General features: G+C 55.3%; 16 protein-coding genes. 7 read left to right on the forward strand and 9 right to left on the reverse strand.

Going from position 1 to position 15036, the window contains the following annotated elements:
- Positions 1–86 precede the first annotated feature (86 nt).
- The 6 genes from GKR98_00650 to GKR98_00675 are packed head-to-tail and all read left to right on the forward strand — an operon-like array spanning position 87 to position 4926.
- Positions 87–761, forward strand: coding sequence for a LuxR family transcriptional regulator (locus tag GKR98_00650; GenBank protein ID QMU56845.1), 675 nt, complete (start codon positions 87–89; stop codon positions 759–761).
- Positions 762–814: 53 nt separating this feature from the next.
- Positions 815–1405: an N-acyl-L-homoserine lactone synthetase gene (locus GKR98_00655; protein QMU56846.1), complete on the forward strand. Its 591-nt coding sequence runs from the start codon at positions 815–817 to the stop codon at positions 1403–1405.
- Positions 1406–1452: 47 nt separating this feature from the next.
- Positions 1453–2766, forward strand: coding sequence for an AAA family ATPase (locus GKR98_00660; GenBank protein QMU56847.1), 1314 nt, complete (start codon positions 1453–1455; stop codon positions 2764–2766).
- 32 nt (positions 2767–2798) lie between these two features.
- On the forward strand, positions 2799–3176 hold the full coding sequence (gene crcB, locus GKR98_00665) for a fluoride efflux transporter CrcB (protein ID QMU56848.1): 378 nt from the start codon (positions 2799–2801) through the stop codon (positions 3174–3176).
- Positions 3173–4213, forward strand: a complete 1041-nt coding sequence (locus GKR98_00670; protein QMU56849.1) for an RluA family pseudouridine synthase — start codon at positions 3173–3175, stop codon at positions 4211–4213. Before crcB ends, GKR98_00670 begins: the two co-directional genes overlap by 4 nt.
- Positions 4210–4926, forward strand: coding sequence for an ATPase (locus GKR98_00675; protein QMU56850.1), 717 nt, complete (start codon positions 4210–4212; stop codon positions 4924–4926). Before GKR98_00670 ends, GKR98_00675 begins: the two co-directional genes overlap by 4 nt.
- A 118-nt stretch (positions 4927–5044) precedes the next feature.
- Here the strand turns inward: GKR98_00675 and GKR98_00680 are convergent, their stop codons facing one another.
- The 8 genes from GKR98_00680 to ttcA all read right to left on the reverse strand — a co-directional run bounded on the left by GKR98_00680 (position 5045) and on the right by ttcA (position 13059).
- Positions 5045–5551: a histidine phosphatase family protein gene (locus tag GKR98_00680; protein QMU56851.1), complete on the reverse strand. Its 507-nt coding sequence runs from the start codon at positions 5549–5551 to the stop codon at positions 5045–5047.
- Positions 5548–6189, reverse strand: coding sequence for a ferredoxin (locus tag GKR98_00685; protein QMU56852.1), 642 nt, complete (start codon positions 6187–6189; stop codon positions 5548–5550). The genes GKR98_00680 and GKR98_00685 overlap by 4 nt, the downstream gene beginning before the upstream one ends.
- Entirely contained in the window at positions 6186–7052 is an 867-nt protein-coding gene (gene argB, locus GKR98_00690) for an acetylglutamate kinase (protein QMU56853.1), read from the reverse strand. The genes GKR98_00685 and argB overlap by 4 nt, the downstream gene beginning before the upstream one ends.
- 46 nt (positions 7053–7098) lie before the next feature.
- The gene (locus tag GKR98_00695) at positions 7099–7746 is read right to left on the reverse strand and encodes a YihA family ribosome biogenesis GTP-binding protein (GenBank protein QMU56854.1); all 648 of its coding nucleotides are present in this window, start codon (positions 7744–7746) and stop codon (positions 7099–7101) included.
- Positions 7743–8492, reverse strand: a complete 750-nt coding sequence (locus GKR98_00700) for an MOSC domain-containing protein (GenBank protein QMU56855.1) — start codon at positions 8490–8492, stop codon at positions 7743–7745. Before GKR98_00700 ends, GKR98_00695 begins: the two co-directional genes overlap by 4 nt.
- Positions 8489–10387 carry a membrane protein insertase YidC gene (yidC, locus tag GKR98_00705; GenBank protein QMU56856.1) on the reverse strand — a complete coding sequence of 633 codons (1899 nt, stop codon included), beginning with the start codon at positions 10385–10387 and terminating at the stop codon, positions 8489–8491. The genes GKR98_00700 and yidC overlap by 4 nt, the downstream gene beginning before the upstream one ends.
- A 181-nt stretch (positions 10388–10568) precedes the next feature.
- Positions 10569–12032, reverse strand: a complete 1464-nt coding sequence (locus GKR98_00710) for an EAL domain-containing protein (GenBank protein QMU56857.1) — start codon at positions 12030–12032, stop codon at positions 10569–10571.
- A 160-nt stretch (positions 12033–12192) separates the two neighbouring features.
- A complete protein-coding gene (ttcA, locus tag GKR98_00715; GenBank protein QMU56858.1) occupies positions 12193–13059 on the reverse strand; it encodes a tRNA 2-thiocytidine(32) synthetase TtcA in 867 nt (288 codons plus the stop codon).
- A 99-nt stretch (positions 13060–13158) separates the two neighbouring features.
- Between ttcA and GKR98_00720 the strand changes: the two genes are divergently transcribed.
- Entirely contained in the window at positions 13159–13698 is a 540-nt protein-coding gene (locus GKR98_00720; GenBank protein QMU56859.1) for a DUF3833 family protein, read from the forward strand.
- Here the strand turns inward: GKR98_00720 and GKR98_00725 are convergent.
- Positions 13676–15007, reverse strand: coding sequence for a DUF21 domain-containing protein (locus GKR98_00725; protein ID QMU56860.1), 1332 nt, complete (start codon positions 15005–15007; stop codon positions 13676–13678). The two genes, GKR98_00720 and GKR98_00725, sit on opposite strands and share 23 nt — an antisense overlap.
- Positions 15008–15036: the final 29 nt, after the last annotated feature.

A 15036-nucleotide genomic window follows, 5' to 3' on the forward strand; every position in this document is an offset into this window, starting at 1 on the left:
GGTAAGAGACTGTAATAGCATTGTCGGCAACAGGCCGAAGATGAATGTGCGGACCGATGGACGGACGATTGACAGGCAATTGATATATGTGGCGCGATAATGAGACATACGACACGCTAAACAGCGAAAAGCATTCCAAACTTGCTCATAAACCCGAGAAACCGGGTCTTCAGGCGGGTTTCGATGCATTGTCGGAAATCGCTCCCAAAGGATTTTCTGCCGGACTTCACATTCGTTTCGCTTCGCCACTTGTCTATGTCCGCACCTATGAGGATGCCTGGACAAAAATATATGACGACAATGCATTTGCTCTGCGTGACCCCCTGGTTTTCTGGGGATTCGGCGTAAAAGGTTCCACCAGGTGGAGCGAAATACGACTGCCGGACCCCTTCAATATTCTTGGCCAGGCACGTGATTATGGCCTGGTTTATGGGGCAGTGGTTTCACATGGAGCTATTACGTCACGAACGATCGTCGAAATTGCGCGCGAGGATCGTGAATTTACCGATACAGAAGTTGCCGAGGCGGTCAAAATTGTTAAGCGCCTCCATGTTTCCGCGGAACCCCCAACCGAATTAACGCCAGCGCAGGTTGAAGCCCTGCGATTACTGGCAGACGGGGATCGGCATACTGCCGCGGCTGCAAAACTTGGTATTTCCGAAAGCGCACTTAAGGCAAGATTGCAGTCTGCCCGCGTCAGACTTGGCGCGCGAACAACTGCACAAGCACTGAAAAAGGCGCGCGAATACCAATTGCTCTAGGCCTTTGGGCCTCCCCTGGACTGTATTTTCAACCCAGACTGGAGGCCTATCCAATGCAAGTCACTACTCTATCTTTCGAAAATATGCACAACCATGGCGAGCTTTTTGCAAACATGCTTCGCGCGCGTCACAAGACGTTTATTGAACGCAATCACTGGGAGTTGCCAGAAGCCGATGGCATGGAATTCGACCAGTATGACACTCCGGCAAGCCGGTGGGTCGCAGTTCACGAGTTTGGCCGTGTATTGGCCGGTGTTCGTTTGACACCAACGACAGCGCGCTGTGGCATCTATTCCTACATGATCCGCGATGCTCAACTTGGGCTACTTGAAAGCCTGCCTTCGGACCTGTTGTTCGAAGAGGCCCCAGTCGCCCCCCACATTTGGGAATCAAGTCGCGTATTTGTGGCTGACGCAGTGCCATCCAAGATGAGGCTGCGGGTTCAGTGTTCGCTGATCGACGAGATGGTGCGCTCTGCGCGCACGTTGGGAGCGACGTCGCTTGTCGGCATTGTGCCCGAGCACTCGCCACGCCTTGCACGTCGCACAGGGATCGATTGTCAGCCTGCGGGACGCGTGGTCGAGACGGACGAAGGTGATCGCAGCGTTTGCATTAATATTAGTCTGGCGTCGAAGCTGCACTAAAGATTGTTCTTTCGGCTGGCGCGGCTCGGGCTTAGCTTGGGCCGTGCATGGCTGATCTGTTTGAAACTGCATCTGCGTCGAATGACGCGTCCACGGCGCTGCGACCGCTGGCTGATCGGCTGCGGCCGACGGCATTGGATCAGGTGATCGGGCAGGAGCATGTGCTTGGTCCTGAAGCGCCGCTGGGGTCCATGCTGGCCGCTGGTCAGCTTGGATCGTTGATTTTCTGGGGTCCGCCGGGTGTTGGCAAAACGACAATTGCACGCCTGTTGGCGGATGCTGTTGATATGTCGTTTGTGCAGATCAGCGCGATTTTCACTGGGGTCGCCGACCTGAAGAAGGTGTTCGAGGCAGCGCGGATGCGACGCACGAACGGGCAGGGCACCTTATTGTTCGTCGATGAGATCCATCGCTTCAACAAAGCGCAGCAGGACGGGTTTTTGCCCCATATGGAGGACGGGACCATCCTGTTGGTCGGTGCGACGACGGAAAATCCATCGTTCGAGCTGAATGCTGCTTTGCTTAGCCGGTCGCAAGTATTGGTGCTGCAACGACTAACGTTGGTGTCGCTAGAGCTGTTGGCACAACGGGCGGAAGCGGAACTGGGCAAAGCCTTGCCGTTGGATGGGCCGGCGCGCGAAGCATTGTTAGAGATGTCGGACGGTGACGGCCGGGCATTACTGAACCTGATCGAGCAATTGGCAGCCTGGAAGCTGGATAAACCGCTGGACCGAGACGGGTTGACCAAACGGCTGACGCGTCGCGCGGCGAAATTCGATAAGTCGGGGGATGAGCATTACAATCTGATCTCAGCCTTGCACAAATCGGTTCGCGGGTCGGACCCGGATGCCGCGCTTTATTGGTTGGCGCGGATGTTGGAAGGCGGTGAGGACCCCCGCTTTCTGGCACGTCGAGTGACCCGAATGGCGGTTGAGGACATCGGTCTTGCGGACCCACAGGCGCAGGCGATCTGCATCGACGCTTGGGAGACCTATGAACGCCTTGGAAGTCCGGAGGGTGAACTGGCGATTGCGCAGGCGGTGACCTATCTGGCGCTGGCACCAAAATCGAACGCGACCTATGTGGCGTTCAAAGCTGCGCAGAAGGCGGCCAAGCAAACAGGTTCCGAGCCACCGCCAAAGCATATTCTGAATGCGCCAACACGGTTGATGAAAGAGCAGGGGTATGGCGATGGCTACGCCTATGACCACGACGCCGAAGGTGGATTTTCCGGGCAGAACTATTTCCCGGACGGAATGAAACGCGGCATTTACTATCAACCGGTGGAGCGCGGGCACGAGCGCGAGTTGAAAAAGCGGCTGGATTACTTTGCAAAGCTGCGAGCGCGCCGTCAGAGTTGACATCCCGTCGTGACCGGGCGACATCGCGCAGTATGTTGGGACATTTCTTAGCTGTTGGACTGGGTGGTGCAATTGGTGCCATGGCACGCTATGGCGTGGGCCTGGCGGTTATGCGCGCCGTTGGTCACGGCTTTCCTGTGGCGATTATTACCGTCAATGTATTGGGGTCATTTCTGATGGGAGTATTTGTTGTGCTGGCTGCACAGCGTGGGCTGACCAGTTGGTCGCCATTTGTGATGACCGGACTGCTTGGGGGCTTTACGACTTTTTCGGCGTTTTCCCTGGAGGCGGTGACGCTTTATGAGCGCGGCGAGGTTGCTCAGGCTGGGCTCTATATTGGCTTGTCGGTTGTTTTGTCGATTAGTGGGTTGATGTTAGGCCTGTGGCTGGCCAGGACGGTGTTGGCATGAGTGCGGTTCAGATGCTGACAGTCTCCGAGGATGATTCCGATCAACGACTGGATCGTTGGTTTCGTCGCATATTCCCGCATGTGCCGCAGGGACGCATTGAGAAGATGTGCCGTAAGGGTGAGATCCGTGTGGACGGGGGTCGGGTAAAGGCTGCTACGCGTCTGGAAGCGGGACAACAAGTGCGGATACCTCCTTTGCCGGTGGGACAGGCACCAAAGCCGGATCGTTCGAACTTGTCGGATGCCGACGTGAAATTGATGCAGTCTTCGGTCTTATGGCGAGACGATTATTTGATCGTGCTTAACAAACCTCCCGGACTGCCAACCCAGGGTGGTAGCAAACAGACGCGCCATATCGATGGCTTGGCTGATGCTTTGCGCTTTGGATATGACGAAAAGCCGAGATTGGTGCACCGGCTGGACAAGGATACGTCTGGCGTTCTGGTTCTGGCCAGGACGCGCAAAATCGCATCCGCCTTGACTGAAGCCTTTCGGCATCGCGACACGCGCAAGATATACTGGGCGGCGGTTGCCGGTGTTCCGCAGCCATCAATGGGTACTATTCGGTTTGGCCTCGTCAAAGCGCCGGGTCATGGCGCACGGGGCGAGGGCGAGAAGATGATGGCCGTGCATCCTCGCGATGTTGACTCCACGCCAGATGCCAAGCGCGCCACGACTGACTATGCGCTTTTGTCATCGCTGGGACGGCGGGTGAGTTGGGCGGCCCTTGTGCCCATAACCGGACGCACACATCAGTTGCGCGCGCATATGGCGGAGATCGGGCATCCCATTGTTGGAGATGGGAAATATGGCGGATCGGCGCAGGAGAATTTAGGTGACGGCTGGGGCGCGCAATTGGGCGGTGAGCTGAGCCGGAAGCTGCACCTTCACGCTCGCCAATTGACATTGGAGCACCCGGTGACGGGCAATTTGCAGACGTTCATCGCTCCACTTCCTGAGCATATGGCACGTACCTGGGAGATGTTTGACTGGAACCCGGCGGACGTTCCGGCTGATCCTTTCGAGGAATTGGAATGAGCGGCTGGGCCAACAAGCGGTTCTGGAAAAGCGCTAACTCTTCTCAGGTGCCCGGCGGTTGGGCGGTGTTGCTGGATGGCCGGGCGGTGAAGACGCCCGCAAAACGTCAACTCATTGTCCCGACGCGTGAGCTGGCTGATCCGATTGCCCTGGAATGGGACAGCCAGATTGATGTCGTCGACCCAGCGATGATGCCATGGACGCGGTCAGCGAATGCGGCAATCGACAAGGTTGCCGAGCAACGCTCGGAAGTCGAGGGACACCTGATTGAATATGCGGAAACGGATCTGCTGATCTATCGGGCGGATAACCCGGATGGGCTGGTCGCGCGGCAGGCTGATCGTTGGGATCCGGTTCTGGACTGGGTTGCCAGTCGGTATGATGTGCGTTTGCTCCCGGCGACGGGTGTTATGCCGGTTGCGCAGGATGGCGATGCGTTGCGGCGTTTGGCGGGAGTCATGTCGCCAATGACGCATTTTGAACTGACCGGGTTTTATGATCTGGTCACTTTGTCCGGGTCATTTTCGATTGCGCTGGCAGTGTCAGAGGGAGTGCGCACAGCCGATGAAGGATGGGCATTGTCGCGACTGGACGAAGAATGGCAAATCGAGCAGTGTGGCAGGGATGAGTTGGCGGAAGACGAGGCCGAACTGAAACGCAGTGCCTTTTGCCATGCCGCCACGTTTTTCAGCGCAGCAAATCCGATCTCTTGAACAGCGCAGGCAGAAGCAGATTTGACGACGGTTTTCGCCGCGCCTGACGCGCGTCGATCCGCCGGACGGGCGCGGCCCCTCCAGACCTCCCCGGAGTATTTTTCCCAAAAGGAAGGACCTAAGTGTCGAGCTCACGGGGAACGATGAAGTCATTGGCGGTGCCGGATTTCCAGGAAATATCCTGCCAGCTGTCGACTTGAAATTCGATTATCGTGGTCGCTGCTGTTGGATAGTCAAAGAAGCGCGCGTGACCCGCGGGAGATTTCGTGATCCGATTGGCGAAATCGGCAATGCCGGGGTTGTGGCAGATCACCAGAAGAGACTGGCCGGTTTGGTTTTGGACAGTTTTCAGGATCAGGTCTGCACCGGCGAGGTAGAGTGCCGGAGTAAATGTGACATCAATGGTCTTGGTGAGTTCTGCTGCCGTCAGCGTGTAGGTTTCCTGAGTTCTCTGCGCAGCGGATACAATGGCTGCATCAGGTTGGTAGCCATTGGAATTCAGCCATTTGCCAATAGAAGTGGCGGAGGCGCGCCCGCGCGCGTTCAGCGACCGGTCAAAATCATCCAGGGCCGGATCGTCCCAACTTGATTTCGCATGTCGCATCAAAATGAGTGTGCGGGTCATTTGTGAAATTGTCCCATATGATAGGCGGATTGCTTTGGTTGTCTTTCGTAAGACTGACCAGCAGGACAGATGCGGCGGACAGCGCAGCCATTGGACAGGCAGTGGGCGCCATCGGAAGTGTCGAGATAGCCGTGACAGGCATCAAGGTCGTAGCCATCAGCGGTCAGGGCTTGAACCGGGCAGGCGGTGCGACAGGGTTGATCTGCGCATGTCAGGCATGGCGATTGTCCGGTTTCTGGCAGCGCGACTTCTTCCGGCAAGAGAAGGGCACCCCGATAGGACACCATCATCCCGGCAGTGTCGTGCACCAGGAGCATTACCGGCGACTGCCAGGCGCGCCCTGACTTCAATGCCCAGCTGAGAAACGGGCGCACGGGCTGGCCGAATGGGAAGAGGGCGGTTGCACCAAGATCGGCAGCTGCGGCGCTGATGACGCGGGTTGACCACCGGTTCATGGGGTCTTCGATGCCATCGTTCCATTCGGGCGTGGCAGTGAAGTTGGCCCAAAATCCAGGCTCTTTCGGGCCAAGCAGTACGAGGGTGCCAGCGCCGATACCATCTTCGGGGGTGGTGTGAAATGCTCCAAAAATGTCGAGAAAGTTGCGATCAAGCCGCTGGGATACCGCACCGAGACTCATCGGACTGGGCGGATCAAGCTGCCGGCACCGTGTTCGGTGAACAGTTCCAAAAGACAGGCGTGGGGCGCCCGCCCATCCAGAATGACAACAGCCCGGACACCGCCATTGATCGCATCCAGCGCCGTTTCCGTTTTCGGGATCATGCCACCGGCGATAGTGCCAGCGTCGGTCAGGGATTGGATTTGGTCCGGCGAGAGTTCGGTCAGTACGTTGCCAGATGCATCTTTGACGCCTTCAACATCTGTCAGCAATAACAGGCGGTCTGCCTTGAGGCTGGCGGCAATTGCGCCCGCTGCCGTATCACCGTTTACGTTGTAGGTTTCACCGTTCCGTCCAGCGCCTAATGGGGCAATGACTGGAATGGTTTCCGATGCCGTCAGGGTGCGCAGAACAGTTGGGTCAAGTTCTGCCGGGGTTCCTACAAATCCCAGGTCTGGATCGGTCTGATCGCAGATCATCAAGTTCGAGTCTTTCCCCGAGATGCCAACAGCGCGCCCGCCCTGGCCATTGATGGCCTGAACGATACGTTTGTTTACCACCCCGGACAGGACAGCTTCGACGACTTCAACGGTTGCGGCATCCGTAACGCGTTTGCCGTTCACGAACTCGGACTGAATATTCAGCCGCGACAACATCTCGTTGATCATCGGGCCGCCGCCATGCACGACGATTGGATTAAGACCGACTTGACGCATCAGAACGATATCGCGTGCGAAGCTGGCCATGGCGTCATCATCGCCCATGGCGTTGCCACCAAACTTGATGACGACTGTCGCGCCATCATAGCGCTGTAAGTATGGCAACGCTTCACTGAGTGTGCGCGCTGTGGCAATCCAATCGCGGTTCATGTCTCGTTGTCTCATAACGACCCTGATTTCAGAACTTCGTTAGACTGTCACGCACTTGGGCTCAAGCCAGCGTCGCAATGATTGCGCGCAGCGTGTCGATCCCGTCGCCTTTTTCCGACGATGTCAGAATGATACCAGGATAGGCCGCAGGGTGTTTGGTCATAGCGTTTCGCACCTGAGACAGAACCTTGTCGCGATCAATTGCTTTGACCTTGTCGGTCTTTGTCAGGACGACCTGAAATGTTACGGCTGAAGAATCGAGCAGAGCGAGTATTTCTTCGTCCACGGCTTTAACACCATGTCTGGCATCGATCAGAACGAAAGCCCGCCGCAGATTCTGCCGACCGGAAAGATATGATTTCAGCAGCCTTTGCCATTTTTCGACAACTTTGACAGGTGCGTTGGCAAATCCATATCCGGGAAGGTCGACCAGATATTTTTCGTCGCCCAGTGTGAAAAAGTTAATCTCCTGGGTGCGACCGGGGGTGTTCGACGCCCGCGCCAAGCCTTTACGATTGGTCAGTGCGTTGATCAGCGACGATTTGCCTACGTTCGAGCGCCCAGCGAAACACACTTCAAGCCGGTCGGCGGGTGGAAGACCATCCATCGCAACGACGCCCTTCAAAAACTCCTTGGGGCCCGCAAACAACTTGCGCCCAATTTCTTGTTCAGAAGGCTCAACCTCGATGATCGGAAAGTTCGGGGTCATGCCGGAGCTATTACCACATCGCCCAAGGCTATGGTGCCGCCTTCGATAACTTCGGCATAGACGCCAAAATCCTGATGGCCGAGTTCATCGAGGATCTCCAGTGTGTCCACGTCTCGTTGTCCGGTCTCTGGGTTGGCCATTGTGGCTTTGCAGCGGGTGATTGTCTCGCGCACTGATAGGCTGACCGGTCCAATTGTTACGGTTTTCCCAACCCAATTGAATTCTTCCCAGGGGGACAACCCTTCCACCCAGATATTCCCTCTGAAGCGATGCTTGGACAAGTCTCTTCCAGAGCGCTGCGACAGAGATTTTAGAGAACTGATGGAATTAATTGAAATCCAAGGGTCGGGAACATCCGTCATATGAGCGTCGTCAGAAGCATAGATGCCGGTGGGTTTTGGTAGATCGCCAGACCAAAGGCCCCGAAGCCAATCAGACAACTGCTCGGATCCGCTGGCGGAGTTGGGTCGAATTTCGATCGAACCATGTTTTGGATGGGTCAAGGTCAGCAAGCGGGTGGTTTCATTGAAGCTGGATGAGACGGCCATGAGCGCCGGATCGGTCACGCCGCGCAGAAAGTTTGCTTTCTTGCCCCACTGGCCTTCCAGTTTGGACCGTTCGTGAGCAATAGCCCATTTGCGGTCGTAGGGCATCCACGCGCCTGCCTTGAGCTCGACCTTGTTCAGCTCTTCCCGCCCGATGGATTTGATCGGATGGCGAACAATGGCTTTGACGCAGGCCGTCATTTCTTTGCCTTGGTCTCTTTTTTGTTGTCTTCAGCTTGCGCCTTTTTCGCCAATCCGCTTCGGATGTTTCCCCAGATGTCGGGTTTGAAACCATGGCTGCGCATGATGACATACTGCTGCGAGAAGGTGATGACGTTGTTGGCGATCCAGTAGATGACCAAACCGCTTGCGAAACTTCCCAGCATGAACATGAAGACCCATGGCATCCAGGCAAAGATCATGGCCTGCGTGGGGTCGGTTGGTGCCGGGTTTAGTTTTTGCTGGAGCCACATCGAAATGCCCAAAAGCAGGGGCAGAATGCCGATAAAGATCAGGGCCAAAATGCTGCCAACTTCGGGACCTTCGAACGGCAATAGGCCAAATACGTTGAAGATCGATGTTGGATCTGGCGCGCTGAGATCCTGGAAGGGACCGAAAAAGGGCGCATGACGCAATTCGATGGTGACGAAAATCACCTTGTATAGAGAGAAAAAGATGGGGATTTGCAGAAGGATCGGTAAGCAGCCCGAAGCAGGGTTTACCTTTTCCTTTTTATACAGCGCCATCATCTCTTGCTGCATTTTTTGCCGGTCGTCGCCTGTGCGTTCTTTCAGCTTTTCCATCTCGGGCTGAAGTTCTTTCATCTTTGCCATCGAGATGTAAGACTTGCGTGCCAGCGGAAAGAGCAGGGCTTTGATCAGAAGTGTCAGGGCAATGATAGCCCAGCCCATGTTGCCAATAAGACCGTTCAATTCGTGCAATATAAAGAAGATCGGCTTGGTCAGAAAATAGAACCAGCCCCAGTCGATTGCGTCGATAAAGCCATCGATACCATCCTGGTCACTGAGGCCAAAGTTATAGGCTGCGGCTTCACGAAAGCCTTCGATTTTTCGCCCGGCTTCATAGTCGCGAATAGTTTCCCATTCTTTGGCACCAGCAAAGACCTGTGTCGTGCTTACACCTGTTGCGCCAGCGGCAACTTCGATTGTCTGGTGGCGCGCCAAGGTGCGGTAAACATCGGTGCCTAGCAGGTATTGCGTGACGCTGGTAAAGGGTCTGCCTTGTTCCGGGATGAGCGTGGTCATCCAATAGTGGTCGGAAAAACCGACCCATCCGCGGTCCTGAACTTCGACCACATCGGCCGATGGCCCCCAAACGTCATCGGATCCCAGGCCGGGCATATCGTCGTAGTTGGTTTCCACCAACTCGCCGTCCGACATGCGAATGGCGCCTTCGTGAATAATGAAGAAACCCATCAAGTCCTGAGGTTCGCCTTCGCGGGCGACAAGACCATATGGTGCAAGCCGAACGCTGTTGCCAGTCGGGTTCTCGACACTTTGGCGCACTGTAAACAGGAACCTGTCGTCGACCGAGATGTCACGGCGGAAGATCAGGCCGGCGGGACTTTCCCATTTCAAAGTGAGCGGTGTTGTGTCGGAAAGCGTCGAACCACTTTCAATGGACCAAACTGTATCTGGGCCGGGGACATCGTCGCCTTTAAGATCACCGCCCGGAGCCCATCCAAACAAAGCATAGTAAGGTCGTGCGGTACCAACTGGCGACAACAGAGCAACCTGTTCGGCATCATTCAGTGATTGGCTGTAGTCTTTTAGCGAGAGCGCGTCGATGCGTCCGCCAGCCAGCGAAATCTGCCCTGAAAGGCTTGGTGTTTGAATTTCGATGCGTGGCGCTTCGACGGCAGCAGGGGCCGTGGTTGTACCGGTGGATGTGTCTCCGAGTCCGGTTTGGGCGACACTGTCGTCCGCCGCCGGCAACGCAACGCTGCCATCAGATGCGGTAACAGCGGTTTCGTCCTGGGGTGCAGGTTCCGGCGGCGGGAAAATATTCAACCACACAAACAGCACCGCAGTGCTGAGTACCATTGCCAACAGAAGATTTCTGTTCTGTTCGTCCATGTGCTCCACCGGTCTATCTGGATCGCAGGTGGTTCAACCTTCCATGGACCAAAAGGTCAAGCGAAATTGACCTTACTTGGCGTCCTAGACCCATTCGTGAACTTGTTTTTCCAGCAACTCAGGCAAGAAAGTGCGAAATGAGAAGAAACCGGCTGCCATTTCCCGCAAAAACTAGAGGAGCTTATGGCGCGCGGTTTTTTGTTGGCAGTGGAAGTTGGAACGAATTCTGGGCGGAAACGTTGGCGCGGTGGTTCGAAATCCAGGCGAGTGTGTCACCAAGCGGCATGGGCCTTGCCAGACAGTAGCCTTGGATGTGATCGCAGCCAAGTTGCGCCAACATCGCGTGTTCTGCAGGTGTCTCGACGCCTTCCCCAAGTGTTTCGATGCCCAGCCTTTCGGCCATAGCAAGCAATGCCGCCACCAGATCACGCTGATCCCGATCACAATCCAGACGCGATATCAGTCGGCGATCAATTTTGATCCGCGAGACCGAAAAACGACGAATATTCAAGATTGATGTGAAGCCGGTCCCGAAATCATCCAAGTCAATACGACAATTCATCGACGCCAGCGTCCGCAAGTTGCGCGCCACCATCGCATCATGGGATTCGGCGATGACATTCTCAAGAACCTCGACCCCTAACCGGCTGGCCTTAATGTTATGGCGGTCGAGTTCCCAATTCAGGAAATCCGGCAGGCGTGGGTTTCTAAGTTCCTCTGTCGCGAAGTTGACGGCGACGGATGGGATGTTCAGGCCCGAGGTATCCCAGGCGCGCAGCGCACTTAGTGCATGGGTAAGCACGATTTCTGCCAAGCGTTGCGATAGGCCCGACTTTTCAACCAAGCTTAAAAAAGTTGCCGGCGAGATGAGGCCGCGATCCGGATGCTCCCACCGCGCAAGCGCTTCGAACCCGGATATCTCGCCAGTCTCGGTGGAGACTTGCGGTTGATACCAAGCGACGATTTCGCCGTTCTCGAGGGCGGAAGCAATTTGATGGACCAAATCCATGTCAGAACGAGGCACCTGAGCGAAAGACGACTTGTGCATGCGAATGGCGCCGGGTCCTACTTCGCGCGCACTAGCCTCAGCAGCTTCGCAGGCGCGGATCAATTCGTTTGGTGTTGGGTTTTCCATTTGCCCGCGGCGCACGATGCCAATGGATACAGTGCAGTAAACTTGCACCGAACCGTTGGAAAAGGGTGTATCCAAGGACGCCTGGATGCGCTGCGCCATCTGAAGCAGTCCTTCGTTTCTGGGTGGGGCAATGTCCGCAACACAAATCAGAAAATCCGACCGTTTCCCGCGCGTTATGAGATCACCCTGTCGAACCATATCTTGAAGCCGTTTGGCGAGATCAGTAAGAATCGCATCCTGAATTGGGCCGCTGACGCGATCTTCGAGTAAGCCAAGTCCATCGACTGAAATGGCCAGCACGGCGACATTCTGTGCAGCGACACCCTGGTGAAGCGCCTTTTGTTCCAGCCAGTTGGCGGTTGCGGATGCATTGCTGAACCCTGTGGTCACATCCACGTCGTCGCGAAGATTCACCAAATTTATGGCGTTCACCATTATCAAACCGATAATCGGCAGACAGGCTGTGATGGCGATTGTCGTGCTTTCCCCAAAAAACCAAAGACAGCCCAAGAAAATTAGCGGAAGAACGAAAAATGGCCGGGAACCGGTAGCTAACCAATACAAATGTTTTTTGAGCCAGAAGGAATCTGGCCGTCGAATAGAATTCAACACGAAGTTATCCAATCCTAGTGTCGCTTCGACAGGCTAAAGCGCCAAACTGTAGGATTGGTTAATTTGGTTCCGGCGCTTGATCTGTTTCGGACTCTGTTGGCGGTTGGACACTCAGTGCGTTGAAATCAAACAACTTGGGATCCAAAAGGTGCGACGGCCGGGCGTTCATGAGCGCGCGAAACATGACCTGTCGGCGACCGGGGTTGTTCTTTTCCCACTGGTCGAGAATTTGCTTCACCTGCTGACGCTGCAGCCCGTCCTGGCTGCCGCAAAGGTCGCAAGGGATGATCGGGTAGTTCATTGACCTGGCAAAGCGTTCGCAATCTGCTTCGGCCACGTGGGCGAGCGGCCGGTAAAGAAACAGATCACCTTCTTCGTTCACCAGCTTGGGCGGCATCGTGGACAAGCGGCCGCCGTGGAACAGATTCATGAAGAACGTTTCAAGAATGTCGTCGCGATGGTGTCCCAAGACGACGGCTGTGCAACCCTCTTCGCGGGCGATCCGATAGAGATTTCCCCGCCTCAGACGCGAGCACAACGCGCAATATGTTCTGCCTTTCGGGACTTTGTCGACGACGATGGAATACGTGTCCTGATATTCGATCCGGTGCGGTACCTGCATGCGTTCCAAAAATTCTGGAAGGACGGTTGCGGGAAATCCCGGCTGACCCTGATCGAGATTGCAGGCCAGAATGTCGACTGGCAAGAGACCGCGCCACTTTAGTTCATAAAGTGCTGCAAGAAGTGTGTAGCTGTCTTTGCCGCCAGATAGGCAGACCAGCCAGCGCGCGTTACGTTCGACCATTCCGTACTGGTCGATGGCTTCACGCACGTAGCGGATAATCCGCTTTCGCAATTTGCGAAACTCGGTTGTTTGTGGCGCGCCGTGAAACAGCGGGTGAATTTCAGAGCCAACATCAAGCATGGCGGGAGCCTTAGACAGTTTGGGTGCAACGCACAAGATTTCAGAGACGATAGCATCCGATCGGCGTGGCTGTTCGTAAGACTAGTTGGAGGGTGAGATATGTTCAGAACAATAGCATTGATGGCGTCAATACTGGTGGCGGGTTGCACAGGAAAACCCGCACTGAATGATGCGGCGCTGAGTGATCGCGATTTGAACCTGGAAGAGTTTTTCGAGGGTGAAACAGTGGCCTATGGCCAGTTTCAGGATGTGTTTGGAACTGTACGCCGCCGGTTTGAGGTTGAGATTAATGGATCATGGGACGGTGAGCGTCTGACGCTGATTGAAGATTTCGTTTACGAGGACGACGCAACCGAGCGGCGTGTTTGGAGCTTGGTCAAAACCGGCGCTAATACTTGGCAGGGAACTGCGCCAGGTGTGATTGGCACGGCAGAGGGGACCGAGCGCGGGGATACGTTTAATTGGCAATACGCCATTGACCTGCCAGTACCTTCTGCAGACGGTACCGTAGAAACCACCCGCGTAACTTTCGATGATTGGATGTGGTTATTGGCAGATGACCGGCTGTTGAACCGCGCCTACATTAAGAAATTCGGCATTCATATCGGCGATGTTATTATTGCATTTGAGAAACATTGATAATCAACTTGCGGATTTTCAAAGTGGTAATCCGGTTGTCCTGCCTCTCGAGGATTTCGAACCTGAAGCCATGAAACGAGAAGACCTGCCCTGCGTTAGGAATGGTCTGGGCTTCATGAATTACCAGCCCGGCGATTGTATTGGCTTCATCGTCAGGTAGATTCCAGTCGGTCGCGCGGTTGAGATCGCGAATGGTCATTGAACCATCGACAACAACGTCACCGGTTTCCGTGCGACGCAATGGTAGATCTTCATCGACGTCGAATTCATCAGTAATTTCGCCGACAATCTCTTCAAGGATGTCTTCCAATGTGATCAGACCCTCGAGCGCACCGTATTCATCGACTACCAACGCAAAATGCGTGGAGCGCCTTAGAAACTGGCGCATCTGGTCGTCCAGAGAAGTTGTTTCGGGCACGAAGTAAGGTTTCATGGCGACGGCCATGATGTTGAAATCTTTAAGCGGATCGGTCGAAGTGTCGCCCTGTTGGGCGCGGGCATACATGGCACGCAACAGGTCCTTTGCGTGCATGACGCCGACAATGTTTTCAGGTTGTCCACTGTATATCGGCAAGCGCGAGTGCGGTGAGTTCAGACAGGCCTCCAAGACCTCTTGCGGGGGCAATTCAGCATCAATCATCTCGATCTGGCTGCGATGAAGCATAATCTCGTCTACAGTGCGTTCGCCAAGATCCAAGGCGCCCAACAACCGGTCACGGTCTTCTTTTTCGAACAGGCCTTCCGAATGGCCAAGTTGCAATGCCCCGGCGATTTCTTCGCGCGCGGACATAATAAGGCTGTCGGGATCTATTTGGACGCCGAACAAGCGAAGAATGCCGCGAACCAAAAAGCGGACGAAGTTGGCGACTGGTGAGAAGACGACCACCACCAACTGAATGGGGGCAGCCACCAGTGACGCGGCACGTTCCGAATTGGTGATTGCGTAGGTTTTTGGAAGAACCTCTGCAAAGACCAATACAAGCGCGGTCATGACCAACGTAGCGAGGGCCACGCCGCTTTCACCAAAAACCCGGGTGAACAGGGCAGTGGCCAAAGAGGCGGCCAGAATATTAACGAGGTTATTGCCCAGCAAGACGGCGCCGATGAGGCGTTCACTGTCTTCAGTTATTGCCAGCGCACGCTCGGCACCTTTCGAGCCCTTTTCGGCCTTGGCTTTGAGCTTGCCGCGCGACGCCGCCGTCAGCGCCGTTTCCGAGCCGGAAAAGAAGGCGGACAGGACCAGAAGTCCAATAATTGCCCCGGATACAATCCAGAACGCGGTATCAAGCAGTTGTGAGGAGGGGTCCATCGCGCGTGTCAAACATGAGCTTTGTCATG

This window comes from Boseongicola sp. (assembly GCA_014075275.1).
Classification (GTDB): Bacteria; Pseudomonadota; Alphaproteobacteria; order Rhodobacterales; family Rhodobacteraceae.

What these genes read in the sequence shown, in the direction of transcription:
- GKR98_00650 (QMU56845.1), top strand. Translation starts at nt 87, where the DNA reads ATGTGGCGCGATAATGAGACATACGACACGCTAAACAGCGAAAAGCAT.
- GKR98_00655 (QMU56846.1), top strand. Translation starts at nt 815, where the DNA reads ATGCAAGTCACTACTCTATCTTTCGAAAATATGCACAACCATGGCGAG.
- GKR98_00660 (QMU56847.1), top strand. Translation starts at nt 1,453, where the DNA reads ATGGCTGATCTGTTTGAAACTGCATCTGCGTCGAATGACGCGTCCACG.
- crcB (QMU56848.1), top strand. Translation starts at nt 2,799, where the DNA reads ATGTTGGGACATTTCTTAGCTGTTGGACTGGGTGGTGCAATTGGTGCC.
- GKR98_00670 (QMU56849.1), top strand. Translation starts at nt 3,173, where the DNA reads ATGAGTGCGGTTCAGATGCTGACAGTCTCCGAGGATGATTCCGATCAA.
- GKR98_00675 (QMU56850.1), top strand. Translation starts at nt 4,210, where the DNA reads ATGAGCGGCTGGGCCAACAAGCGGTTCTGGAAAAGCGCTAACTCTTCT.
- GKR98_00680 (QMU56851.1), bottom strand. Translation starts at nt 5,551, where the DNA reads ATGACCCGCACACTCATTTTGATGCGACATGCGAAATCAAGTTGGGAC.
- GKR98_00685 (QMU56852.1), bottom strand. Translation starts at nt 6,189, where the DNA reads ATGAGTCTCGGTGCGGTATCCCAGCGGCTTGATCGCAACTTTCTCGAC.
- argB (QMU56853.1), bottom strand. Translation starts at nt 7,052, where the DNA reads ATGAGACAACGAGACATGAACCGCGATTGGATTGCCACAGCGCGCACA.
- GKR98_00695 (QMU56854.1), bottom strand. Translation starts at nt 7,746, where the DNA reads ATGACCCCGAACTTTCCGATCATCGAGGTTGAGCCTTCTGAACAAGAA.
- GKR98_00700 (QMU56855.1), bottom strand. Translation starts at nt 8,492, where the DNA reads ATGACGGCCTGCGTCAAAGCCATTGTTCGCCATCCGATCAAATCCATC.
- yidC (QMU56856.1), bottom strand. Translation starts at nt 10,387, where the DNA reads ATGGACGAACAGAACAGAAATCTTCTGTTGGCAATGGTACTCAGCACT.
- ttcA (QMU56858.1), bottom strand. Translation starts at nt 13,059, where the DNA reads ATGCTTGATGTTGGCTCTGAAATTCACCCGCTGTTTCACGGCGCGCCA.
- GKR98_00720 (QMU56859.1), top strand. Translation starts at nt 13,159, where the DNA reads ATGTTCAGAACAATAGCATTGATGGCGTCAATACTGGTGGCGGGTTGC.
- GKR98_00725 (QMU56860.1), bottom strand. Translation starts at nt 15,007, where the DNA reads ATGGACCCCTCCTCACAACTGCTTGATACCGCGTTCTGGATTGTATCC.